The 24,116-nt window shown below is 36.5% G+C and carries 22 protein-coding genes; all 22 read right to left on the reverse strand.

Going from position 1 to position 24,116, the window contains the following annotated elements; genetic code table 11:
• Positions 1 to 3: 3 nt before the first annotated feature.
• The 22 genes from MD536_RS15995 to MD536_RS16100 all read right to left on the reverse strand — a co-directional run bounded on the left by MD536_RS15995 (position 4) and on the right by MD536_RS16100 (position 24,115).
• The gene (locus MD536_RS15995) at positions 4 to 1,089 is read right to left on the reverse strand and encodes a glycosyltransferase (protein ID WP_239601947.1); all 1,086 of its coding nucleotides are present in this window, start codon (positions 1,087 to 1,089) and stop codon (positions 4 to 6) included.
• Between the two features lie 80 nt (positions 1,090 to 1,169).
• Positions 1,170 to 2,291, reverse strand: a complete 1,122-nt coding sequence (locus MD536_RS16000) for a hypothetical protein (RefSeq protein WP_239601949.1) — start codon at positions 2,289 to 2,291, stop codon at positions 1,170 to 1,172.
• A 19-nt stretch (positions 2,292 to 2,310) separates the two neighbouring features.
• Positions 2,311 to 3,378 (reverse strand): EpsG family protein, encoded by a 1,068-nt coding sequence (locus MD536_RS16005; RefSeq protein ID WP_239601951.1) that lies wholly within the window; start codon positions 3,376 to 3,378, stop codon positions 2,311 to 2,313.
• Positions 3,379 to 3,571: 193 nt separating this feature from the next.
• Positions 3,572 to 4,627, reverse strand: a complete 1,056-nt coding sequence (locus tag MD536_RS16010; RefSeq protein WP_239601952.1) for a polysialyltransferase family glycosyltransferase — start codon at positions 4,625 to 4,627, stop codon at positions 3,572 to 3,574.
• 3 nt (positions 4,628 to 4,630) lie between these two features.
• Positions 4,631 to 6,163 (reverse strand): hypothetical protein, encoded by a 1,533-nt coding sequence (locus tag MD536_RS16015; protein WP_239601953.1) that lies wholly within the window; start codon positions 6,161 to 6,163, stop codon positions 4,631 to 4,633.
• Positions 6,153 to 7,472: a lipopolysaccharide biosynthesis protein gene (locus MD536_RS16020; RefSeq protein WP_239601954.1), complete on the reverse strand. Its 1,320-nt coding sequence runs from the start codon at positions 7,470 to 7,472 to the stop codon at positions 6,153 to 6,155. The genes MD536_RS16015 and MD536_RS16020 overlap by 11 nt, the downstream gene beginning before the upstream one ends.
• Entirely contained in the window at positions 7,462 to 8,175 is a 714-nt protein-coding gene (locus tag MD536_RS16025; protein ID WP_239601955.1) for an acylneuraminate cytidylyltransferase family protein, read from the reverse strand. The genes MD536_RS16020 and MD536_RS16025 overlap by 11 nt, the downstream gene beginning before the upstream one ends.
• On the reverse strand, positions 8,172 to 9,218 hold the full coding sequence (locus MD536_RS16030) for a nucleotidyltransferase family protein (protein WP_239601956.1): 1,047 nt from the start codon (positions 9,216 to 9,218) through the stop codon (positions 8,172 to 8,174). Before MD536_RS16030 ends, MD536_RS16025 begins: the two co-directional genes overlap by 4 nt.
• Positions 9,218 to 10,351 (reverse strand): UDP-N-acetylglucosamine 2-epimerase, encoded by a 1,134-nt coding sequence (gene neuC / locus MD536_RS16035; protein WP_239601959.1) that lies wholly within the window; start codon positions 10,349 to 10,351, stop codon positions 9,218 to 9,220. The genes MD536_RS16030 and neuC overlap by 1 nt, the downstream gene beginning before the upstream one ends.
• Complete coding sequence (gene neuB, locus MD536_RS16040; RefSeq protein ID WP_239601961.1) at positions 10,330 to 11,358, reverse strand: N-acetylneuraminate synthase; 1,029 nt, start codon at positions 11,356 to 11,358, stop codon at positions 10,330 to 10,332. Before neuB ends, neuC begins: the two co-directional genes overlap by 22 nt.
• Positions 11,359 to 11,988 (reverse strand): acetyltransferase, encoded by a 630-nt coding sequence (locus tag MD536_RS16045; protein WP_239601963.1) that lies wholly within the window; start codon positions 11,986 to 11,988, stop codon positions 11,359 to 11,361.
• Positions 11,975 to 13,114, reverse strand: a complete 1,140-nt coding sequence (locus MD536_RS16050; RefSeq protein WP_239601965.1) for a LegC family aminotransferase — start codon at positions 13,112 to 13,114, stop codon at positions 11,975 to 11,977. Before MD536_RS16050 ends, MD536_RS16045 begins: the two co-directional genes overlap by 14 nt.
• 7 nt (positions 13,115 to 13,121) lie before the next feature.
• Positions 13,122 to 14,120: an NAD-dependent 4,6-dehydratase LegB gene (locus tag MD536_RS16055; RefSeq protein ID WP_239601967.1), complete on the reverse strand. Its 999-nt coding sequence runs from the start codon at positions 14,118 to 14,120 to the stop codon at positions 13,122 to 13,124.
• On the reverse strand, positions 14,120 to 16,507 hold the full coding sequence (locus MD536_RS16060; RefSeq protein ID WP_239601969.1) for a GumC family protein: 2,388 nt from the start codon (positions 16,505 to 16,507) through the stop codon (positions 14,120 to 14,122). Before MD536_RS16060 ends, MD536_RS16055 begins: the two co-directional genes overlap by 1 nt.
• 5 nt (positions 16,508 to 16,512) lie before the next feature.
• The gene (locus MD536_RS16065) at positions 16,513 to 17,307 is read right to left on the reverse strand and encodes a polysaccharide biosynthesis/export family protein (RefSeq protein WP_239601972.1); all 795 of its coding nucleotides are present in this window, start codon (positions 17,305 to 17,307) and stop codon (positions 16,513 to 16,515) included.
• Between the two features lie 11 nt (positions 17,308 to 17,318).
• Positions 17,319 to 18,275 (reverse strand): SDR family oxidoreductase, encoded by a 957-nt coding sequence (locus MD536_RS16070; protein ID WP_239601973.1) that lies wholly within the window; start codon positions 18,273 to 18,275, stop codon positions 17,319 to 17,321.
• A gap of 21 nt (positions 18,276 to 18,296) precedes the next feature.
• A complete protein-coding gene (locus MD536_RS16075; protein WP_239601976.1) occupies positions 18,297 to 19,571 on the reverse strand; it encodes a nucleotide sugar dehydrogenase in 1,275 nt (424 codons plus the stop codon).
• Between the two features lie 225 nt (positions 19,572 to 19,796).
• Positions 19,797 to 20,618, reverse strand: a complete 822-nt coding sequence (locus MD536_RS16080) for a glycosyltransferase family A protein (RefSeq protein ID WP_239601977.1) — start codon at positions 20,616 to 20,618, stop codon at positions 19,797 to 19,799.
• A complete protein-coding gene (locus tag MD536_RS16085) occupies positions 20,618 to 21,256 on the reverse strand; it encodes a response regulator transcription factor (RefSeq protein ID WP_239601981.1) in 639 nt (212 codons plus the stop codon). Before MD536_RS16085 ends, MD536_RS16080 begins: the two co-directional genes overlap by 1 nt.
• A gap of 4 nt (positions 21,257 to 21,260) precedes the next feature.
• The gene (gene fcl, locus MD536_RS16090; RefSeq protein ID WP_239601983.1) at positions 21,261 to 22,184 is read right to left on the reverse strand and encodes a GDP-L-fucose synthase; all 924 of its coding nucleotides are present in this window, start codon (positions 22,182 to 22,184) and stop codon (positions 21,261 to 21,263) included.
• A gap of 56 nt (positions 22,185 to 22,240) precedes the next feature.
• The gene (gene gmd, locus MD536_RS16095) at positions 22,241 to 23,356 is read right to left on the reverse strand and encodes a GDP-mannose 4,6-dehydratase (protein WP_239601985.1); all 1,116 of its coding nucleotides are present in this window, start codon (positions 23,354 to 23,356) and stop codon (positions 22,241 to 22,243) included.
• A 6-nt stretch (positions 23,357 to 23,362) separates the two neighbouring features.
• On the reverse strand, positions 23,363 to 24,115 hold the full coding sequence (locus MD536_RS16100; protein WP_239601988.1) for a glycosyltransferase family 2 protein: 753 nt from the start codon (positions 24,113 to 24,115) through the stop codon (positions 23,363 to 23,365).
• Position 24,116 lies beyond the last annotated feature (1 nt).

Raw genomic sequence — 24,116 nt, forward strand, 5'->3', positions numbered from 1 at the left:
TATTTAAATCAATTCTAGCGTTCTTAAATACTCATCTCCAATTACATCCGGATGATATTTTTTCATTTTTATTATAGCAGCATCGCCTAAACTTTTAATTAAATTTTGATCATTCATCAATCTCGATAACCTACTTATATATGTATTATGATCTAATTCAGGGATAAGAAATCCATTCACACCATCATCAATCAAATCTGACGGCCCCGCCATGCAATCAAAAGAAATACATGCCAAACCAGCTGACATTGCTTCAGCTAATGAATTTGGAAAGCCTTCAGAAGTTGAAGTAAAAGCAAATATTTTAGCAGCCCTATAGTAGTCATCAATATTTCTAATATTACCCAAAAATTTAATTCTATCGGATACTTTCGATTCACTAGCCTGCTTTTTTACTAAATCAATTTTCGGGCCGTCACCGATAAATACGAGTTCCCATCCAGTATCTGATATTTTTTCAAAATATTCAATGAGGAACGACTGATTTTTTGTTGAAATGAATCGGCCAACGTTAAGAATTATATTGTTTTTTGCAACTTGTTGATCTGAAGAAATTATTCTTATCGGATTACCTATTATCGTAATATTCTGATGGTTAGTTTGTCTTTTAACGTATTCTTTTGCCAACTTAGTTTGCGCAATTATTCCAGTTGCATATCGGTAAACAATAGGATTTAATATGCTTTGAAGTATCCCATATTTAACACCAGGTCTGCTGCGGTCAGAAACAAATATTTTACTTTTCAAGCCTAAATTTGCCAAAATAACAAAACTGTTATACTTACCTCCAAAACTAAGAACTACTTGAGGTTTATGTTTCTTAAGAACTTTCCTTACAAATAGGAAAATCAGGGAAGTAAATTTTAGTCTGGAATAGCGCCTATGATCAAAATCAGGTTCAATAATACGTACTGAACCTGGGAGCGAATAAAACTTCGATGCTTTAGTCATTATCAATAATGTTATACTATAGCGTTCGTACTTTGACAAGAACCAAACAAGTTCACTCATAACCCTCTCCATACCGCCAGATCCTAATGATGGTAGTACGAAACAAACAGAAATTTTATTTTCACTTGCATTTTTCACAAAAAAAACATGGATTGTTTAGACACATAGGAAATGAAACTGCTCTTATTATGATGATCCTCCTGGAAGTAATGGTTTAACTATCCTTTATTATTTATCAAAGAGCTTAGTTGGTCTGATGAAAAAAATTCCACGTCGGGCCATTTTCTTAAAATTTCTTTTAGAAGAAGTCTAAACAGCTTAAGATTTTCAGTACGATTCCGAGTTACTATTCCTCCCATAAAATTTAAACGATGACATCCAACAATTGCCGGCTTTTTCCAAAAAAAAGCGTTCGAAATTTGATTCAAACATCGGCTAACAGCATCACTGCTGCCCAAAATAGTTGGTTCAAAGTAGGCATTTCTAACAAGATAAACCTGACCCAATTTGTTATACTGGCCAGTGAAATGAAATTTCTTTTTATTATTACTTTCACCACTTGGAAGCTTTTGATACGGATTACCCTGTAAAGCCTCAATACCATATTTATTTAATTCTACTTCATGATAGTCGGACCATGTATAAGCTGGTGCAATAAATGTTTTGGAGTGAAAGCCAAATACATTATTAAAAATATGTAACCCATCTTTTATTAACTCAAATGTTAATTGCTTTGATCCAAAATCATCATAATCTAATGCCGGGAGGTAATTCTTCCCTTTGTACGATCTTGCACTCATACTTAATCCATAAACATCACAATCAAACGCATCAATAGTTTCTTTTATTCCGAGTTGCAAGTCTTTCAACCATCTGCTAATGTTAACATGTTCTCTCCCATGGAATTGCGGAATAAACAATCCAGCATCTTTGGCTTGAGTTATAATTGTTAAATGTTGATTAGATTCTGGATACTGTTCAATAGTTTCAGGCAGAGTTTTATAGAAATATTCCAAATAACCTGAATTACGAATACGGTCAAAATCAGGATTAGCAACAATTACGTTAGCAGTCAATTTTGCATAATTACCATTTTTATCTTTAACAGATTTCAGAACATCCAACAATGCAGACAGATCTTCATTGGTTTCGAAATTGTCATACATTAAATAGTTACAATTTTCAGCATTAATACCATAAGACACAAGACGATTAAACATCTTTTTACTTGGCATGCGTACAGAACCCCAGTCATCCGATTCAAAAACAACAATTTGACGCCTTGAACTCCAACCGGGTATGTTTTGAACACTTTTCCTAATTAATTTAATAATCTCCATCTATTTACTAGTAAGTTTTCTACTTTATTAAATCAATCGTTGGAATATTTGTTTTAGAAATTACTGCAACTATTGGATTTGAAAGAAAAGTGTCAATACTGAATGTATCAAGTGCAATTCTTGAATCTACAATTGCATAAAATAAGACTGAAAAAGCAAATGGATACTTCAAATAGTAATAAAATTTTGGACGATACTTAAAATAATCAACAAAGAAGAAAGAATAAACAAATAACAAAGAAAGTCTATAAAAACGGCCAAATTGAGGAATTGTAGAAAAAAATATTAAACTTAATCCCAAAAATAAAAGCGAGAATGAAAAAAGAGATATCATCTCAGAATTTCGTATTCTAGTTCTTTCTTTCCAAAAATATAAAATAATCATTACTACTGTAATGATTTTAAAGGGAATTTGTCTCCCCTTCACATACCAGTTAAGTTTTGACTGAGATTCAATTTCGGAATCCTCCATTTCCTTAATATATACATCCTTTCGATTTTCCAGGACATTAATTCCTGTCTTGGGTAGTGTATTCTTAATGGAATCTGGATTGATATTCGAAATAAACAAAGACGTTATAAATAGTACAAAATACAATGTTACTCTATTTCCCAAGATTTTATAAAAAACAAAAACAACAATTGCATAAAAAAAAGAAAAATGAATAAAAGGAGTTACCGCGATTAACCAAATTTTCCTCTTTTCTCCCAAAATAAAATATGGAAAAGCAGCACTGAAAAATATATGCGCAGCCATCCAAAATCTAAAAGAATTAATTTCCCAAGGAGCAATTAAATAGATAAATCCTATTAATATAAATAGGGAGACGCCCAATTTTTTGTTTTTCGAAAAAGAGTAAACCATGGACACATTACGAGCAAAGAAATACCCAAACAACAACCCCAGAATGAGATACAAAAAATCCGGATTATTAGTAAATCTACTTATAAAGTATTTAAGAAAAGGCAATAATATATCAGCAGATGTAAAATTATCTCCATATAGAAAATCAACAAACTGATCAAAACTTAAATTTCTTCTAGTACTCCAATCTATAAAATCCAATCTATGTCGATAAGAATCCATAGACGTACGTTGAGTTACAAACGTATAGCCATAAAAACCACAAAATGCAGTAATAATGTACTGAGATGTTCGCTCAGATAAGTTCTTCAAGGATAATAATAGACATAAAAAAGGATTAATAAAGAAAATAATCCAAATAGCATATGGTCTAAAATATATGCTCTCTTTTATGTTTAAATTTGAAATCACAATTTTAGAATTTGATCTGTTCAATAGACTCAACTTCTTTTATGTGTTTTGTTGGATTAACAATAGACCACCAATCCATCATAACACCTTCCTTTTCTAACAATTTATGACACCAATAAAATTTACAAGATTCATTTTGCAGCAGTAATGATGCTGACCAAAAACTAAAAATTATACTATTACTAATTGATGCAATAAATAATTCAGCAGGAATTGTACTCCTGTTAATCTCAATTCCCTGAATCTTTTCCAAACGTTTTAACTGAAATTCATGAGTAGATGGATGTAACTTGATATGTATTGGTTTGTCCGGATACATGGAACGTATGGTTTCAAGCATTTTAATTTCATAATCATAAATCTTAAACTCAACAACCCAATGGTTTAAATACAGAATAATACCATCAGTTTTACAAAAATGATCGGTTACATCAAAATTGAATAATTTAGACACTGCATAAATTGCCTCTTTGTCTTTCAATACATCAACTGGAACTACTTTTTTCCTGGTTATGTTTGAATAAGATTCAGCGTGATTAATCCAGACCTCATCAGTATGCTTGAGAAAACCATTCCTATTACTAACAAAATACAAGTCGCTGATATATAGTTTCTGAGCTATTAAAAACCGATAGTTATTGATAGTTGCCTTCAACCTAGACCCTATAGCAAACTTTGTAATATTAATATATGGCTTTGTGCCTTCGGGAGCCAAACAAATTTTACATCCAGTCTTTCTTAATTTACTAACAAAATAAAAATTAAGGGCAGTTTGTTCCAAAAAAGAAATATATTCAATATACTTTCTATTCATTACTTCATTAATCGCTTCTTTTATTTTATAGTCATACACAAAATTATCCTTAGCTGTTTGCACAACAATAATTTCTTTCGCGCCAAGTAATTTTGGGTCTATTTTAAACTTGAAACGACTCTTATTCGGGTCTACCTGTATAATAACATAAACATTAAATTTATCTTGCTCTCTAAAATATTGTTGAATAAAACTCGCAATTACCATTAAGTGGTACTCCGTATGGATAAGAAACAGAACATTCATTTCTTAGGTGGCATTTAAATTTTCCTGAACAGGGATACTGCATTTTTTAGATGAAAACAACTGAGTCCATCTCTTAAGTAAAAATTCGATGATTTTAAATAAAGTACTGCTACCCAATAATTTTAAATGATTATGAACCAAACCAAGATTTATACCAAAAATTCTTAAAGGCTTAGGACTAAATTTGTTTTGTCTAGTGTATTGGGTATAGTTCATCATGTAAAAACCATACTTAATTGCATCTACTTTATTCTTAGGTAAAAGTTCGTTGTCTCTTAATAAAGAAATCAACTCTTCAAATGTCTTAGGCTTATATGCTGCATCTAAATGATAATAAAATGAACCAGCCAATAAAATAGTAGGGCGATTCCAATAAGTTGCCTCCACACCAACTGTTGATCCAAATACAATAATTTTATCTGCCGAATCAATCATAGCATATGTGCTTACCTTATCTTTTGGACCAATGATTCGTAGATTCTTGTATTTATTTTCCAAATTATACAGTCTAAGATGGTATTGATATTTAACGGAAGCTAAATTGGGATGAATACGGAAATAAAACACAAAATCGGAATCGTGTTTGAAATATTCTAATATTTTAATTAAACCTATTTCCTGTGAATTGAATATTGCCTTCATTTCAAATATATCACCAATAGCAGCAAACTCATCCTCGGATGAATTAAATATCGCAACATTTTTTTTTGAATTATCCCAATCATCCGGAAGTAAATTCTGAATTTGATGAGCTGTATATACCCTTCTATCACGAGTGAGGACACCATTCCGTCTGTTTTCAAAAAATCTAGACCCACTTTCAATTTTTTCTTCCAAACTCATAGAGGAATTATCCCAGGTTTCCATTAATCTCTTATGGTGATATTCAATATCATGAGGCAAACAGTTTGGAAATTCATTAATAAAATAATTGGTGTCGCTCTTTTTAATTAACTCAAGTGAAATGAAGGGAATAGAGAAATTTCTACTTATATCATAAAGGGGTCGGGTATCAGCTGTTCTTCCATTAAAAAAAATGATGCTTTCATAATTGTGTAATTCATATAAATCTATTATTCTGTTAGTCAGATTAATCTGATTACTTAATAATGAATCAAAATAGCTTCTAAAATTTTCATCAAATTCTGGCTCGAGATTACGCGTAAAAGAAATGTAAGATGAGAGTGCACCATACCCAATCTTTACATTACGATAAACAATATCTTTAATTTCCTGAATAGAATTGTACTTGAATTCATTCTTAAATTCACTCTCAGGCTCATTAATAGTAACAACTTTTAATCTATCTCCAAATTGACTTAATGCGGCATTTGAATGAAAGCTGCAAACTTTGCACTGACCACTGTCACCAGTCCTGTTTGTATAACATGGTTTCATTTGGCCCGTACATATCAGAAAGTGAATATTTGCATCCTTATTTTCTTCAAGTAATGAATGAAGTTTTTCAATTACTATTCCATGATGAACCGGTCTTAACTGCCAGGTGAAATAAAATAATATAGTCCTATTTTTCATGAAGTTTCAATCTGCTTCTTAAAATACTTAGCCAGGGCATAGGGTAGACCTTATCTGAATATACCGCAACAATAATTGCTTTAGAAAACGACCCAATTACGCCTGCGTACGCGGCTCCAATTGTACCAAAATGAGTAATTAATGGAATAGTTATGATCGCTCTTCCCAATGCTACTGAAATTGTAAATATGCCAAGTAATTTTGTTGTTTTACTAAAAAATATATAAATCGAAAACAAACTATAAACGTAAGAAAAAAAAATACTAATTAAAAAATAGGGTAGATAAACTAATGAACGTCCATAAGCCTCATTAAAAAACAGCTTAACAAAGTAGTACAGTAAAAAGTAACAAACAACTAGAATAGATGCAAATGCAAGTGTTGCAAAATATGATTTAACAACCATGCTTTTTTTAATCTGATTGAGTTTATCATTCTCTAACTCATTTGAGCTTAATTGCTTGTATACATAAGGGGTAAATGCATTGAAAAAGGAATTAACAAAAAGGGTCATTGCAGAAGAAATATTGGCTCCAAAAGAATATAAACCAGTATCTGTAATTCCGATCTTTTTAGTAATAAATATTCTCTCAAAACCTGAAGAAATCCAAGTAGACAATTTATGTGGCAACAATGGTAATCCAAACTTTAACGCGTTTAGAATGCGTTTTTTCTCCAGCTCAACCGAAAGAAGTCCAGCCTTCTTGAAAAAGAAAATTGATATTAAAAAAATAAAAAGATTTGTTAGTAACAACCCAAATATTCTTCCTTGCCAAGACCAAAGAAATACTGCAACAAAAAGAAGGCTTAAACCAGCTGACAAAAATGATCTGATAAACTGAAATTTACCATATAATCTTGCCTTTTCTGCTAATCGTAAATAAATAGTAAATAACTCAATTACGGCAGAAAAGAACATCATTAACAAAGCGAGTAATTGCCACTCAATTGAAATGTAGAACCACTCCTGAAGTTTTCCAGATAAAAATGGAACTAGAATCAAACATCCGATTGTAATAAATAAATTTAAATAAATTAAATTCGAAAGAAGATGCGGTTTATCTGATTCATTCGTTTTATAAAAATCTACAGAAAAATAGGAATAAGTACTTAAACTAATTAAAGAACCAGTCAACTGCGTAAAAACAATATAATTACTGGCAATACCAAACTCTTCCGGCATCATATATATTGCCAAAATCGGCATAACTAAAAAAGGCATGGCTCTGGCAATACCATCTGAAACAATATAAACAAACATCTTTTTAGCCAGAGCAGGATTAATAGCCTTTTTGATTCTATTCAGCATTAGTCTTTTCTTGAATCGTTCGATGAATTTCTTTACAAACTATTTCAGCAATTTTCCAATCCATCTCATCATCTATATCCAATGAGCTTATACGGTCCATTTGGTACTTTTTAATACGAGTTAATCCTCGAAATCCAAATTTCTTCAGTGCTTCAATGTTTACAATATAAATTGCACCATTATACTCCCAAACTACAGGGGCATCCTGCCTTCGAATAAATGCACCTTCTTTGCTAGGTCTCAAATAACCGTTCTCGTCCTCTTCAAATAAAGAAAAATATGGATTTGATTTTGCTTCTTTTACTGATACAACCATTTCTATACCCTCACTAAAAGATTGCAATGCTTCCGTGATATGAATTTTATCCCGAAAAGGAGAAGTCGGTTGTAATAAAATTACCGTATCAGCAAAATAACCAATTGAATTATAATACTCAATTGCATGAATCAAAACATCCACCGAACTGGCAGTGTCACCAGAAAGATGAGCTGGCCTAACAAAAGGAACGAATAGACCTGCCTCTTTGGATAATTGAATTATTTCAGGATCATCTGTTGATACACATATCTGTTCTTTAGGAAATACACACATAGCTGCCTCAAGTGTGTACACAATAAGAGGTTTGCCATTAAGAGATTTCTTGTTTTTATTAGGAAGGCCTTTCGAGCCAGCTCTTGCAGGTATTACAACTAAAGGTTTCATAGAGCTAAATGCAGTATATCTTCCTGTGCTTTTTTGTAATCTTCATGCTTCCCAATATCTAACCAATAATTCATAAGTGGATAAGCACACACTTTCTTATTTTTGGAAAGCAACGTTTGCATAAGATCTGTAGCATGAAAATGAACCCCATCCGGTATAAAATCCAGGACAGACTTACGCATCAAGTATATCCCTGCATTTGAATAGTGAGTGTACGTTGGCTTCTCACGAAATCCAGTAACTATATATTCATTTGTTTCCATAACTGCATATGGAACATTCACTTGATATGGGATACATGCAACAGCCATATCTGCCTGGTTTTTCTCAAAGAATAAATAAAAATCCTCAAAGTTTATATTGGTGAGTAAATCAGAATTCATCACTAAAATTGAGTCATGGGTCAAACCATTAGCCAATTTAATTGCACCAACAGTACCCAAGGGAGTCTCCTCTTCTATATACTGAATTCTCAAAGACTTTTCTGCACCATCCATTAAATGGGATTTTATCTTATCACCCAAATATCTGACAGATATCCAAATATCATCGACCCCGAATAAATGAAGACGATCTACATTATGTTCAATAATTGCTTTACCTCCTACAGGTAAAAGAGGTTTTGGTATAGTATCTGTTAGTGGTTTCAACCGCTCACCTCTGCCACCTGCCATAATTATAGCATCAACCGGTAAATAAGATTTAAGATGCCTTAAGTTAATAACATTTACGATTTGTTTTGAATCATTTAAAACAGGCAAAATATTGATATTCTTTTCTCTATAGCTTACAATCTCCTTTAATGAATAATTCGTCTTGTTTACAAATTTTGGATTAGGCTGAATATACCTGATCAATAAATCATCAAATCCAAGACCATTGATAAATCCTCTTCGTAAGTCTCCATCCGTTAATGATCCAATTAACTTATCATCATCTTCAATAAGAAATAAAATGGCATCAGATGCTAAAGCATCCAATCTCGTTAGGGCATCTCTGACGGTTGCGTTTTTATGAATCAAATGTCTCCTGAATGACAACATTAAATCAGTGATTTTAATATTTGAATTACTTGTTGGGGCGAATTTTCTTTATAATAAATATTTTCACCAGAATATTCTTTTCCGGATATTTTTTTAACGCCTTCAATAACTTTATCAAAATTGAAAGGAATAGTCAATACATTTTCACCAGCCAAACGCCCTTTTTGACGGTCACCAAGATTAATTACATATTTACCAAATGAAGCTGCTTCAATAATTCCACTAGAAGTATTTCCCAATAAAAAATCAGCATATTTCAAACACGTAAAGTAGGAGACAGTGCCAAAATTTTCTATTAAATGTATTTTATTACTATGTTGATTCTTTAATCTATGAAACATTTCGCGAAATACGGTTCCATCAGTGTCGGCATTTGGCATTGTAATTACAATTTGCCATTCCTTTGACAGATACTCCAGAATTTTAAATAATTCATCAGCAAATTGCAAGTTCTTTTCCGCAGCAACTGTTTCCGGATGTACGGTTACAAGGATAAATTTTTCAATTAAATCTATGTTCCATTTTTGTTTAAATTCAAGTGGCTTTAAAATTTTTGCATCCCTCAAGTTGGCTATACTTAACGAACCAACAACAAAACAATTCCTGCCATCAGACCCGGTTATCTCTGTTACGCGTTTCTTAAATTGATCAGTAGAAACTAAATGAATAGTTGATGCGAGTGTAATGAAATGTCTATAAATATTATCAATGGCCCCAAGCGTAGTCTCTCCTCCATGAAAATGGACGAATCGTAAATTAAATGGTATACCTGAAGCAACAGCTGCTGCCATTTCAAATCGATCACCTAAACAAAGAACATAATCAAAAACCTCCTTATAATTAGACCAAAATGCAGCGAATTTGTTAGAAACAATTGAAAAAGAAGTAGCAATTGATTCTTTATCATCAGTTAACAACAAACCGGGTATCTCATAATCAATATGAAAACCGGATGCTAAAATTTCAGTTTTAGTGTGACCATGATACTTTGAAAGATGTGTGCCAAATACAATGAGTTTTAATTCAAATGTAGAATCATCCTTTTTAATTTCATTCAGCAACGGCAAATAAATGCCGAAATCTGCCCTAGAACTAGTCAGAACACCAATTACTATCTTTCTAACAGATCCCATGTTAACTTTGTATCTTCTTGTAATTCAAATTTGGTACGAAGGCCAATAACCTCTGTAAATTCCATAGGGGAAATTCCATCTCCAGGCCTTTTCATAATTAAATCCTCATTTGAAATAATATGCCCCTTTTTTACTGTTTTATTAATATGTATACTTTTACGGGCAATATTTTTATTTCGAAGCTCCGAATCTGTTGGAAATTTACGGCCTGTTCCAGAAGTTGCTAATTCAACATTTCTAATTGCCGTCACCATAGCTGAGAGTTCATTAGGTTCTAGTGACGCTTTGTGATCTGGACCATCCAACAACCTATTCAATGTGAAATGTTTTTCAATTACACAAGCACCCAATGCAACAGCCGCAATCGGAACTTCTATTCCGAGCGTATGATCCGAATATCCTACTTGTACGTTAAATTTATTTTTTATATCCAACATTGCCAGAAGATTAACATCCTTCATGGGTGTAGGATATTCAGTATTACAATGAAGAACAGTGATTTGCTTTTTTTCTATCCCATGAGTTATTAGCACATCGATCGCATCCTGAATTTCACTCATATCTGCCATTCCAGTCGATAAAATAACAGGCTTTCTTTTTGAAGCAATATGAATCAGATACGGCTTGTTCGTAAGTTCTCCAGAAGGTACTTTAAAAAAAGACAAACCCAAGTCATCTAAAAAGTCGATACTTTCATCATCGAATGCCGTAGACAAAAATTGAATCCCTTTACCTTCTGCGTACTCCTTCAAGGAAACGTGCCAAAGCTCTGGAATCTCAAGTTTTTTAAGCATTTCGTATTGGGTAACCGAGGCGTTACCTAAATTATCTGCTTGATATTGAGCCAATAATGCCGACTTACTAACTAATTTCTCGGCCTTGAAAGTTTGAAATTTTACAAAATCAGCGCCAGCATTAACTGCAGCATCAATTAGTTCAATTGCAAGGTTATAATCACCATTATGATTTACACCTGCTTCTGCTATTATTAATACCTTGTTTCCCATTTATTTATACCTTTTTGCCGGAATGCCAAACCATACCTGATTATCCTCAATATTATCCACAACTACCGAACCAGCGCCAACAATGACATTATTCCCGATCTTCTGTCCCTGGCGAATAAATGAATTTCCACCAATAAAACATGAATTCCCAATCATAACATCTCCAGCCAGAACAGCGCCGGGAGCAATATGTGAATAATTGCCAATGGAACAGCCATGTTCAATGATTGAACCTGTATTCAAAATAACTCCTTTACCAACGAAAGCTAATGCATTCACAACAGCTCGCGGAGCGATAAATGTAGAATTTTCAATTTGGGCGTATTTTGAAACAATTGCTGATGGATGTACAATTGTCGATTGTTTTAACCTCTTGTTTTCAAGAAGCATTATGATTTTTTTCCTCACAGCATTATTACCAACTGATGGAAATAAATAATTTTCACCAACGATAAAATTCAAATCACAATCATTTTCAAAACCAACGTAAGGCAAATTAAACGGATTATTAACCGCCTCTGCGTAATCAAAATAACCAAGAATATTATCATTGTTTGCAATAATGCTATCAGCAACAACCATTGCATGCCCTGAATATCCCATTAAATAAAAAGCCCTATATCCTGACACTGCTTGGAATATTTACTAAACGGGATTCGATTGCTAAACTCGTATTTAATTCACCTGCTTCGCAAGCTGAAAACATTGGAAGTTTGTTCAATAATGTCCATATCGGCCTGGTCATCACACCAGCACTATTTGTTTCTTCTAAAAATCTATCCCTTTCATTTAAATCAGGTAGTAAAATTGAATTCAACCAATAATTTGATTTGGATTTAACTGGTTCCTTCAAAAATTCAATTTCAGATTCAATAAAATGCTGTTCGTAAATTTCTGCAGTTTCCCTTTTATTTTGGATAAACCTTTCCAAAACTTCAAGTTGTGCACACGCCATCGCAGCATTTAAATTCGGACAACGATAATTGTAACCTATATAGTCATGGTTAAAAAACCACTTATGCGGAATCTTTGCCTGTGTTGTCAGATGTTTAGCAAGCGGGCCCAGTTCATCATCATTTGTAACAATAATTCCCCCACCACCACATGTAATAGTTTTGTTTCCGTTAAAACTAAATGTACCCAACAAACCAAATGAACCGCATTTCTGATTCATATATTCAGAACCAATTGCTTCTGCCGCATCTTCAATTAATGCGATATTCAATTCTTTACATATGTCAGCCAGAATATCAATTTTACAAGGAAATCCAAATGTATGCATTGGTAAACAGGCTTTGATTCTCCTTCCCGATTTCTTATGAATGGCAACTCCATTCACCAAATCAATTTCTTTGGAAAATTTTCTAAAAGCAACCGGAGAGAGACCTAAAGTATCTAGATCTACATCTAAAAAGAGAGGGTCAGCTCCTGCATATTTAATTGCATTTGCAGTTGCAACAAAAGTCAATGCCTGCGTAATAACTAAATCACCCGGTTCAACCCCAGCCAAAAGCAGGCTCATGTGAAGCGCTGCAGTTCCATTTACAACGGCAATGGCATATTTACAGCCAATATACTCGGCCATCATTGATTCGAACTTATTTACGTATTCACCAACTGATGAAACGTATGTTGAATCAATCGCATCAATTACATATTTCTTTTCATTTCCTATAAATTTGGGCTCATGAAGCGGAATAAATGATTTATCCAGATAAAGTCCTTTTATAAAATCTATTGTACGATTGTATCGCATTTATATCCTATATATTGTAAATGTCAGCTTTATATCTACTGAGATTTTTGGAATCTCTAAACCAATTTATCGTTTCGGATAATCCCTCCTTAAGAGAGTAAACCTGCTGCCACGCAGTATTCTCTTTTAATTTGATATTCGATCCGTATAATCTGAAGACTTCGCTCTTTTCAGGCCGTAGTCTTTGTTTATCACCAGTTATTTTAGCCTTTGGATTAATCTGCGTTATTAATTCATTTGCAAGATCACCAATGCTAATTTCAGATTCCGTTGCAATATTAACCTCATGACCAACAAGACTTTCAGATTTGCAAATTGCAATAAATCCTCTAACTGTATCCTTTACATAAAGCAAATCACGGGTAGGTGTAAGATCCCCTAAACTAATTTCCTCTTTACCACTTAACAATTGTGTTATGATAGTAGGAATTACCGCTCTCGCGGATTGCCTGGGACCATACGTATTAAAAGGCCTAACAATAGTAACTGGCAAATTAAAGCTCCTAAAAAACGAATCCGCTATAGCATCGGCACCAATTTTTGAAGCAGAATAAGGCGATTGGGGCTGCTTAGCATGACTTTCCGTGATAGGAACGAACTGAGCAGTTCCATAAACTTCTGAAGTGGAAGTAACTAGTATTCTTTCAACTCCCAAATCTTTCGCGGCCTGAACTACATTTAATGTACCCTTTACATTTGTATCAATATAGGATTCAGGAGAATGATAACTGAATGGGATGGCTATTAAAGCGGCCAAGTGCATCACCACCTCCATTCCTTGCATTGCAGTTCGAACTCCATTGGTATCCCTGATATCTCCACTAAAAATTTCAATCCTTTCTAATAGCTCTTTGGGTAATGAATCCAGCCAACCCCACGAATTAAATGAATTATAATACACAAATGCGCGAACTATTGCGCCCTCTTTCACTAGCTCTTCAACTAAATGACTTCCAATAAATCCATCACTCCCAGTAACCAAAACTTTCTTATTCTTCAACTCCATTATATCTTACTTTTCTTAAAAAAATTACGAATTCGACCAATTATTCCAACCTTATTTTTTGCAACTTCCTCATAGCCGTACCCATAGCCATAACCATACCCATAACCATAACCGTAGCCATAACCATTACTTAATGATACAGCATTAAATACAATGTTTATAGAAGGAAGTGAACTGTTTCTGCTCAAATCATCAATTAGCTTAGCAAAGCCCTTTTCAGTATAATTATACCGTACAACGTATAAGCAGGTATCTGCAAAAGGGCCAATAAGTTTGGCATCTGTTACTAGCCCTGCTGGCGGTGCGTCTACAATCAGGTATTCAAAATTTTGTTTTAAATAAGAAAATAATTCTTCCATCTTATCCTGCATTAACAATTCGGAAGGATTTGGAGGAAGTGGGCCAGAAGGAATAATAAACAGGTTTTCAAATTTTTCTACTGGTTTAATAATACTTTCGACTGTTAGATCACCAATTAAATAATTACTAAGTCCACTATAATTACTAACCCCCAAATGTTGATGTAGTTTGGGCTTACGCAAATCAAATTCCAGCAATACTACTTTGCGTCCGGCATTCGCCAATGTTATTGCAAGATTTACTGATATAAAACTCTTCCCTTCCCCCGATTTTGAAGAAGTAATTAGTACTGATTGAGAATTTTGATCCTTACGAAGAAATGAAATATTAGTCCTTAATTCCCTAAATTGTTCATTTATGGTATCTCTGTTACCAGGCTTTACCACAACTCCCTTATCATTCTCAGATGAATAAATCAGTTCGCCAACAATTGGCCTTCGAATTAAATTCTGCAAATCTTCCCTAAACTGAAAATACGGGTTTGAAAATTCTTTAATAAATATGAACAAAGCAAGCAGAGTAAAAAACGCTCCCCAACTCAATAACATGACTAACATTCGCTTTGGACTTTCCAAACCCATCATTTCAGGTGCATCTATAACTCTGTTATTGGGAACAATAGATGCCGATTGAATAGCTGCCTCTTCTCTTTTCTGCAAAAGAAAAGTGTAAATGCTGTTTTTAATAGTTTGCTGCCTACTTATATCCAGTAATTTTCTTTCTTTTTTGGGCAATTTTCTTAGCGCAGATTCATTTGTATTATTGATTCTGGCCAAGCTAGCCTGACTCTGCCTAAGGTTTGCAGTTAAATTATTTATACTCTGAATGATGCTAGGTTTTAATCTTGAAATCCTATTCTCAATTACTTCAATTTGCGGATTTTTTGGCCCTGAAACCTGAGTAATTCTTTCCAGCTCAAATTCAGATTCGTAAAGCTGATTCAACAAGGATTGTAGCAATGGATCTTCTAAGCCGAGCGTAGCAGGAATTGGAACCGTATCATTATTTCTTCTTGACACGTACTTCCGTAACTCATCCAGCACCTGAAGCTGAACAGATATCTTTGATAGTTCTATATCATTTTGAGCAACCTGGTTCAAAAAGATCTGCCCCTCGGCGGATAGATCGACTACTCCTTTTTGAGATTTAAATTCTTCCAGATTATTTTCAACGTCATTTAATTCAGTAGAAATTAAACCTAGTCTTCCATCAACAAACTCAAGTGTATTTTGAGCTATTCTTCTCTTAAAATCCACATAATTTGAACTATAAATTTCAAGAAGAGAAAAAAGAATTGTCTTAGCACGGTCCGGCTCTTCATCCAGCATGACAATATCAACTATTGAGCTTTGATTGTTTATAGGTGTAACTTTTATACCCTGTTTTAACTTTTTTGTAGCCTGCGTTAAGGTTGAAATATCCAATTTTAAATTTTCCGAAGCATTCCATGGCTTAATCATTTTCCACCTAATAATACCAAATGGAGATCTAACCAAACTATCCAATGGATAGACCTGACCCAGATATTCCACCATTCCGCTTTGTGATAAGGTTACAGTACCCGTATAATATTGTTTTACGCTGTCAGGCTCATACAGTGTTAAACTTAATGGTGAATTTTCTCCATAAATTTCAGTATTTTTTACTTTTCCTTGTTTTGTGAACGAAGCTTGTAATGACAATTTTTTTACAACTAAAGAAAGCAGTGTTCTGGATTGCATTATTTCCACCTCTTTTTCAGTTTCACTTAACACTGCAGCACCATCAAACTGAAATCTTAATAATCCACTACTGCTCTTCTCCTGGTCATCATCATTTACTACAACTCTTGCCTGAATCCTGTATAATTTAGACGAATATCTCAAATACAAATACGAGGCAGCAATACTTAAACAGGCAGCTACAATAAATAGTGGCCAGTACTTAATGATACGTAATGCTATCGATTGAAGTGATAATCTTTCATTGGTTGTTGAACCAATAGGATCACTAGTTGAAATACGATCGCTTTGGGAATATTCTTTCACTGAATTTAATTTCTTAAACTTAGAATGATTGCTAATAATGACAGACTCCCCGCTGCAAGGGAAATGAATTGTGGAAGCCGCTCTCTAGCAAAAAATTTTGCTGGCGCAGGCTCAACATAAACAACATCATTTGTATTAAGGTAATAAAAAGAGGAGGTAAATAAGTCTTTTGAAAGCAGGTTAACACGTCCAATTGTCCGTTCACCGTTCACTTCGCGTATAACCAATACAGACTCTCTTTTTCCCATAACTGTGAGATCTCCGGCAAGTCCTAACGCTTCCAAAATTGTAACACGTTCATTGGGCATACTAAAAGTTCCCGGGCGTGCTACATCACCAATCACAGTAATTTTATAATTCATAAACCGAACATTTACGGTTGGATCTTTTGTGTAAGCGGTAAACTCCTTAGTTAAAATTTCTTCCAACTCCAACCTTGTTAAACCTTCCGCTTTTACTTTACCAACATAAGGAACTTTTATACTTCCGTCTGCTTCTACTAAATACCCAACCACCTGTGAGCCTGCCTGCGATAACACCCCTGCCCCTCCCTGAGTTGGCATTCCAAGCGCACTATTCAATGCTACAAGATCTGCGCTATTTGGTCCTCCAACATTTATCCATAAAAGATCATTCTTTTGAATTTTTGATTCAAAACTTGCCCTGGCCTTTAACAGTTCACTAGTTATACTTGAATCAGCCTTAAGGTCATTCATGTAAACCATTTGCTTTGAAGTTGTACATGAAACTAACAGCAACATTACTACAGCAATCAGACAGGTTATTTTTTCTATTTTCATCAATAAGTTATTTATGCAATAGATGTTGATTTGTACCACTCCGCCGTTAATTCCAAACCATCCCGAACAGTGGTCAATTTATCATATCCCAATAAGGATTGAGCCCTGGAAACATCTGCCAGTGAGTGAAGAATATCTCCTTTCCTTACCGGACCATACTCCGGCTCAATATTGCATTGTGAGATTTCTGAAATTAAATTCCACAATTGGTTCAGGCTGGTAGTTTCCCCGCATGCAATATTGAATACATGGTGTTTCCCTATATCTTCAAACTCAAGCATGGCCGCCAAATTTGCATTCACGACATTTTTCACAAATGTAAAGTCACGTGTAATGGTTCCATCACCATTAATTTTTGGCGATTTCCCATCCAGCGCAGCTTTAAAAAATAAGGGAATAACTGCTGCATATGGGCCATTGGGATCCTGGCGTGGACCAAACACATTAAAGTATCGAAAACCGCATATCTGCATCCCATATGACTTTGCAAATACCTCAGCATATAACTCATTCGCCATCTTGGTTGCGGCATAGGGTGATAATAATTTCCCCGTGAGATCTTCGACTTTAGGAGATTCATTCAAATCACCATAAACGGAAGAAGACGAGGCATACACCATCTTGTTAACTCCTGCTAAACGTGCGGCATTCAGGATGTTCAAAAAACCATTTACATTCACGTTGTGAGATGTAACAGGATCCTGAATACTTCTTGGTACGGACCCTAATGCTGCCTGGTGACAAACTATATCAACACCTTCAACAGCCTTTGCACAAGTCTCATCATTTCGAATATCCCCTTCAATAAACGTTACTTTCTTATGATCAATAAATTCTTCGATATTTTTATAGTGCCCGGTACTCAGATTATCTAATACCCTTATCTCCGAAACATCATTCCGCAATTTCAAAGCCTCCACTATATGACTACCAATAAAGCCGGCTCCTCCAGTTACTAATACCTTCATTATTTGTACTTATCTTAATTATTACAATCTCGCATCTGCTACACCAACCGGCAACACTGCTTTTACATCATATAATACACCATTCGACTTCAGTTTGTCACGCCAATTGGTTCCATTCAGGAACTGCTTGTGGGCTACTGCCAGGATAACACCATCATAGTCCTTACCCAACTCATTAAAATCAGTACATATGGCATATCCATATTCATGTACCACTTCGTCCTTACTTGCCCATGGATCATAAATATCCACCTCTACACCCTGGTCCTGCAAATGATGTACAATATCCACCACCTTGGTATTCCGGATATCCGGACAATTTTCTTTAAAAGTCAGTCCCAATATCAGCACCTTGGCCCCTACTACCGGTAATCCCCTTCGATTTAACTGCCGGATTACCTGTAATACAACATATTCACCCATACCGTCATTAATACGGCGTCCGGCCAAAATAATCTCCGGATGATACCCCGTCTCCTGCGCCTTTTGCGCAAGGTAATAAGGATCCACCCCAATGCAATGCCCACCTACAAGTCCTGGTTGGAAAGGCAAAAAATTCCACTTGGTTCCGGCAGCTTCCAATACCGCCCTGGTATCAATATGTAAGCGGTTGAAAATCTTGGCCAACTCATTTACAAAGGCGATATTAATATCACGCTGCGCATTCTCTATTACTTTGGCCGCTTCCGCCACTTTTATGGATGCTGCCTGAAATGTTCCAGCGGTAATGATAGAGCAATACAAATCATTTACCTCGGCCGCTACTTCCGGAGTAGAACCAGAGGTGATTTTGCGAATTTTCGTCAGAGTACGCTCCTTATCACCTGGATTGATCCGCTCGGGAGAATAACCTGCAAAAAAATCTTTATTAAATAACAAACCGCTTACCTTCTCGAGTACCGGAACACAATAGTCCTCCGTTACTCCCGGGTAAACGGTTGATTCATAAATAACGATATCGCCCTTTTTCAATACTTTCCCAACCGTTTCACTGGCTTTCTTCAAAGGAGTCAGATCTGGCTGATTATACCGGTCTACTGGCGTTGGTACCGTTACAATAAAACGAGTACATTCCTTGAGATCATCAAGGGTACAGGAAATCTGCAATTTCCCTTTTACTGAAGCAAGGTCCTCATCAGATACTTCCAGGGTAAAATCCTTTCCTTGATTTAATTCATTTACCCTTCTCTCATTAATATCAAATCCTACGGTGGGGAATTTTTTGGCAAACTCCACTGCCAGCGGCAGGCCTACATATCCTAGGCCGATAACCGCAATTTTTCTGTCTGTATTCATGGTTGGTTTAAGTATAGCTTCGCCTCCTCAGTCACATATTAGCAACCAGGGTAAGGTATAAACAATAGAATATCAATTGACTACCAAGGTAGTCAGCACTGCTAGTTACCCTTAAATAGGATGATAATCAACAGGTTCTGGCATGCGTTTTTCGACCGTGCAAAAGTATTGCCACATATTCCTACAATTACTACTCATTTGAGTAATAATGATCAAATTTACAATCTAATAATCCTTACGCAAGAATTCCATTAGCTGGTTTTTTAAAAGGGATAAAACAGGAAAACGAAATTCTGGCATCCCTAATTCAGGTAAATATGCTCCTGCATCTTTCAGCCCCTCCAATGCCTTTTCAAACCCTTTTATTTCGGTTGGTTTGGTCGACCAGCTTCCGAACCCCAGCAGATATTGGAGATAATCATTGGCCGCCTTACCAGTTTTACCGGCAGCCTGAGAAGTGATTGATACCGGTGACAGTATCCGTACATAAAACGGCTCCATTTTATTGATATAATGAACCCGCAATCCTTCATAATATGGTTGCCAGGCCTGGCTATGATCCTGCACCAGGAGATAGGACTCAGGATCAGAAGAATCCACCAACTGGTAAGCATGTTCCGTTTTATGAGCCACGGTATTCGCCAGCCAGTTGCGTTGCTGCTGCGTAATTTTACCGGTAATTATCTCAATAAAACTATGGTAAAAGTCTGCCAGGCAATCAGCCTCCTGATTTTTCAACTGCTCAAGAGCCTTAGCTGAAAAAAGATCATCATCATCCAGCCGGATCAGGTAATCCGGCATCCTTTCCATTCCTTTTAAATATTCCAAAGCATAAATAAGCTTCTTTTTTTTAGGAACCATGTCCTGTTCCACGAAATAAAAGCGGTTATCTCCCAATTCCTCGCGTTCTCCTATTATTATAGCCCACCAATTCCCGTATAATTGGTTCCTAAGAGATTGTACGGTTTGCCTCCACAAAAAATCCCTGAACTCCGTTCTATACTGTCGGGGTGTTCTGGGAATAATAAAACAAAAGGTCTTCTCCATTAAAAACTTTTATTCAGCACTTTGCTTATTAATTGACTCTTACTTTCGACATTTAGTTTGGCATAGATTTTTTTCAAATGGTGATTCACGGTATAAACCGATACGAACATTTTCTCTGCCAGCTCTTTATATGTTAATCCTTCCCTTAATAAAAGAACTAGTTCCAGTTCTCTTTTGGTTAGTCGTTTGGCAAGCTGATCCTCCACACGGCTACCAATATGAGCTACTACCCGAAATGCCGCTTTTGGGGATAAATAAGCGCTATCCCTGAAAACGTCCACCACCGCCCTATACACTTCCGCAAATTGCCCGGGTTTTACCAGGAAGCCATTTGCTCCCAGTTTGAGGCTATCCACCACCGCTTCCTGCCGATCGTCTCCCGATATTACCAGGATTTTCACCAATGGAAAGGCCCGCCGAAGCAGGCCTATTCCTTCCATTCCGTTTTTACCTGGCAATACCAGATCCAGCAAAATCACATCTGGATCATCAGTCTGCTGAGTCGTTGCTTCCCAGTCTTCCAAACTCTGGTAACTAAAGAGCAGCTCAATATCATTGTAATGAGAAAAAAATTCGCGGTAGTTTTCCAGCAGGTAATTATTGTCTTCAATAATTCCCACTCTGATAAGGTTGTTCATACTACTAAACTAAGGCATATTCGGCATATACCTGCTGCAAGCCGGCTTCCAACCCTATCTTATGTTTCCATCCCATTGAATGCAATTTGCTGACATCCATCAATTTACGAGGTGTTCCATCAGGTTTGGTTAAATCATGCTCGATTTCACCTTCGTATCCCACTACTTTTTTAATCAACATGGCCAGCTCCTTGATCGGGATGTCATCGCCCACCCCAATATTCACCAGTCCGGGTTCATTGTAATTTTCCATCAGGTAATAACAGGCATCCGCCAGGTCATCTGCATGCAGGAACTCCCTTCTTGGTGTTCCTGTTCCCCACATGGTTACAGATGGCGCATTGGCCAGCTTGGCCTCATGGAATTTCCGAATCAGTGCCGGCAACACATGGCTGTTATTCAAATCATAGTTGTCATTCGGGCCATATAAATTCGTTGGCATTACCGAAATGAAATTGCAGCCATACTGGCTTCTGTAGGCATCACATAATTTGATACCAGCTATCTTAGCAATAGCATAAGGCTCATTGGTAGGCTCCAACTCTCCGGTCAGCAGGTATTCTTCCTTTAATGGCTGTGGCGCCAGCTTGGGATAAATACAGGAAGAGCCCAGGAACAATAATTTCTTCACTCCGTTTACATAACTCTGATGGATCACATTGTTCTGGATCATCAGGTTATCATAAAGAAATTCCCCACGAAAGGTATTATTCGCATGAATACCACCCACTTTTGCTGCTGCCAAAAACACATAATCCGGCTTCTCAGCTGCAAAAAAATCAGCTACCGCCTGTTGATTCCTTAAATCCAACTGTGCTGAGGTACGAGTCACAAAATTTGTAAACCCCGCCGCCTGCAATCTTCTCTGGATCGCCGATCCCACCATTCCCCTATGTCCAGCTATATAAATCTTACTTGTCAAATCCATTTTTTCATTGTTTTTTTCTTCGTCTCATATCTCACATCTCACGTCTGACGTCTCACTTATTCATACTGATTCTTCACATAATATCCACTCTCCTTCAGCAACTTCTCCTTTCTGAAGCTGTCCACATCCGCAGCTACCATTTCACTTACCAGGCCAGCCAGATCATACCTGGGTTTCCAATTCAGTTTAGTCTGTGCTTTGGTGGGGTCACCAATCAGCAGGTCCACTTCAGTCGGACGATAATATCTTGGATCCACGGCTACTACTTCCTTACCGGCTTCCAACTGGAATTCCGGATTAGAGCAGCTAACAATTTTGGCTACTTCTTTTTCTTCAGCACCGCTGAATTCAATTTCGATTCCCACTTCGGCAAATGCCATCCGTACAAATTCCCGAACCGGGGTAGTTACACCAGTTGCAATTACATAATCTTCCGGGGTATCCTGCTGCAGGATTCGCCACATGGCTTCCACATAATCCTTCGCATGACCCCAGTCGCGCCGCGCATTCAGGTTACCCAGGTAAATCTTATCCTGCATACCCAGTGCAATTTTCGCCACACCACGGGTGATCTTTCGGGTTACAAAGGTTTCACCTCTTAGTGGAGATTCGTGATTAAACAGAATCCCGTTCACCGCAAACATACCATAGGCTTCGCGGTAGTTTACGGTAATCCAGTACGCATACATTTTAGCCACCGCATAGGGAGAGCGAGGATAGAAGGGAGTGGTTTCACTCTGGGGTACAGCCTGAACCAGCCCATATAATTCAGAAGTAGAAGCCTGGTAAACCTTGGTTTTTTTGGTAAGTCCGAGTAAACGAACCGCTTCCAGTATTCTAAGGGTACCTATACCATCAGCATTGGCCGTATATTCCGGGGTTTCAAAACTCACATGCACATGGCTCATGGCGGCCAGGTTATAAATTTCATCCGGCTGGGTTTCCTGGATGATACGAATCAGGTTGGTGCTATCAGTCAGATCACCATAATGCAGGTGCATCCGCACATTTTTTTCGTGGGGATCCTGGTAGAGGTGATCAATCCGATCCGTATTAAAAAGGGAGGCGCGGCGTTTTATGCCATGCACTGTATACCCTTTATTTAATAAGAGTTCTGCGAGGTAGGCACCGTCCTGTCCGGTGATGCCGGTAACTAAAGCAACTTTCGACATTATAGTTTATTTGATAAGGAATTGTCCAATTTTTCTAAACGGCTTCAAAGGTAGGGTAAAAAAATACGGGGTCAAACCGTTGACAGTCCAGGCCCGGCGATCTTCCCGGTTGGCATTCCAGCGATTTTTAAAACTTGCATTGCTTTGTCCGCCCATCCGCATCTTCACCACCACTTCCGGTAAATAGGCAGCAGGAGCATTGTAACGCAGCAGCAACCGGAGCATCAGCTCATAATCGGCTGAATGCCGGAAACTGGTATTAAAAACGCCGCATTGCTCATACAATTGTTTACGAACGAAAAAACTCGGGTGGGGTGGCATCCAGCCATAATAGAAAGCCTGTTGATCGTAAATACCAGCTTTCCAATGACGAATTACTTTGTTGGTATCCACTGCGTCAACATATTGAAGATCAGCATAAACTGCCAGTGTATCGGGGTCCTGGAAAAGCTCCACGATTTTTTCAATCACCTGGTTATTGGCATAAAAATCATCTGAATTCAAAATACCGATAATGTGCCCTGAAGCCAGCATTATACCCTTATTCATAGCATCATACAGGCCTTTGTCCGGTTCTGAAACAAACCGGGCTACGTGGGGATATTGACATGCAATAGCTGCTGTATCATCTGTTGATACGCCATCAATTATGAGGTGTTCGATCTTCGGATAGGTTTGACTGGCTACGCTTTCCAGGGTGTCAGCAAGGGTAGCCGCACTGTTATAGGTAGCCGTAATAATTGTTACAAGGGGGTCCATC

The organism is Flavihumibacter cheonanensis, assembly GCF_022352215.1.
Lineage (GTDB): Bacteria > Bacteroidota > Bacteroidia > Chitinophagales > Chitinophagaceae > Flavihumibacter > Flavihumibacter cheonanensis.

Bases quoted from the DNA above. Each gene is read 5' to 3' on its own strand.
- MD536_RS16000 (WP_239601949.1), bottom strand. From the start codon at position 2,291: ATGGAGATTATTAAATTAATTAGGAAAAGTGTTCAAAACATACCCGGT.
- MD536_RS16005 (WP_239601951.1), bottom strand. From the start codon at position 3,378: ATGGATTCTTATCGACATAGATTGGATTTTATAGATTGGAGTACTAGA.
- MD536_RS16010 (WP_239601952.1), bottom strand. From the start codon at position 4,627: ATGAATGTTCTGTTTCTTATCCATACGGAGTACCACTTAATGGTAATT.
- MD536_RS16015 (WP_239601953.1), bottom strand. From the start codon at position 6,163: ATGAAAAATAGGACTATATTATTTTATTTCACCTGGCAGTTAAGACCG.
- MD536_RS16020 (WP_239601954.1), bottom strand. From the start codon at position 7,472: ATGCTGAATAGAATCAAAAAGGCTATTAATCCTGCTCTGGCTAAAAAG.
- MD536_RS16025 (WP_239601955.1), bottom strand. From the start codon at position 8,175: ATGAAACCTTTAGTTGTAATACCTGCAAGAGCTGGCTCGAAAGGCCTT.
- MD536_RS16030 (WP_239601956.1), bottom strand. From the start codon at position 9,218: ATGTTGTCATTCAGGAGACATTTGATTCATAAAAACGCAACCGTCAGA.
- neuC (WP_239601959.1), bottom strand. From the start codon at position 10,351: ATGGGATCTGTTAGAAAGATAGTAATTGGTGTTCTGACTAGTTCTAGG.
- neuB (WP_239601961.1), bottom strand. From the start codon at position 11,358: ATGGGAAACAAGGTATTAATAATAGCAGAAGCAGGTGTAAATCATAAT.
- MD536_RS16050 (WP_239601965.1), bottom strand. From the start codon at position 13,114: ATGCGATACAATCGTACAATAGATTTTATAAAAGGACTTTATCTGGAT.
- MD536_RS16055 (WP_239601967.1), bottom strand. From the start codon at position 14,120: ATGGAGTTGAAGAATAAGAAAGTTTTGGTTACTGGGAGTGATGGATTT.
- MD536_RS16065 (WP_239601972.1), bottom strand. From the start codon at position 17,307: ATGAAAATAGAAAAAATAACCTGTCTGATTGCTGTAGTAATGTTGCTG.
- MD536_RS16070 (WP_239601973.1), bottom strand. From the start codon at position 18,275: ATGAAGGTATTAGTAACTGGAGGAGCCGGCTTTATTGGTAGTCATATA.
- MD536_RS16075 (WP_239601976.1), bottom strand. From the start codon at position 19,571: ATGAATACAGACAGAAAAATTGCGGTTATCGGCCTAGGATATGTAGGC.
- MD536_RS16080 (WP_239601977.1), bottom strand. From the start codon at position 20,618: ATGGAGAAGACCTTTTGTTTTATTATTCCCAGAACACCCCGACAGTAT.
- MD536_RS16085 (WP_239601981.1), bottom strand. From the start codon at position 21,256: ATGAACAACCTTATCAGAGTGGGAATTATTGAAGACAATAATTACCTG.
- fcl (WP_239601983.1), bottom strand. From the start codon at position 22,184: ATGGATTTGACAAGTAAGATTTATATAGCTGGACATAGGGGAATGGTG.
- gmd (WP_239601985.1), bottom strand. From the start codon at position 23,356: ATGTCGAAAGTTGCTTTAGTTACCGGCATCACCGGACAGGACGGTGCC.
- MD536_RS16100 (WP_239601988.1), bottom strand. From the start codon at position 24,115: ATGGACCCCCTTGTAACAATTATTACGGCTACCTATAACAGTGCGGCT.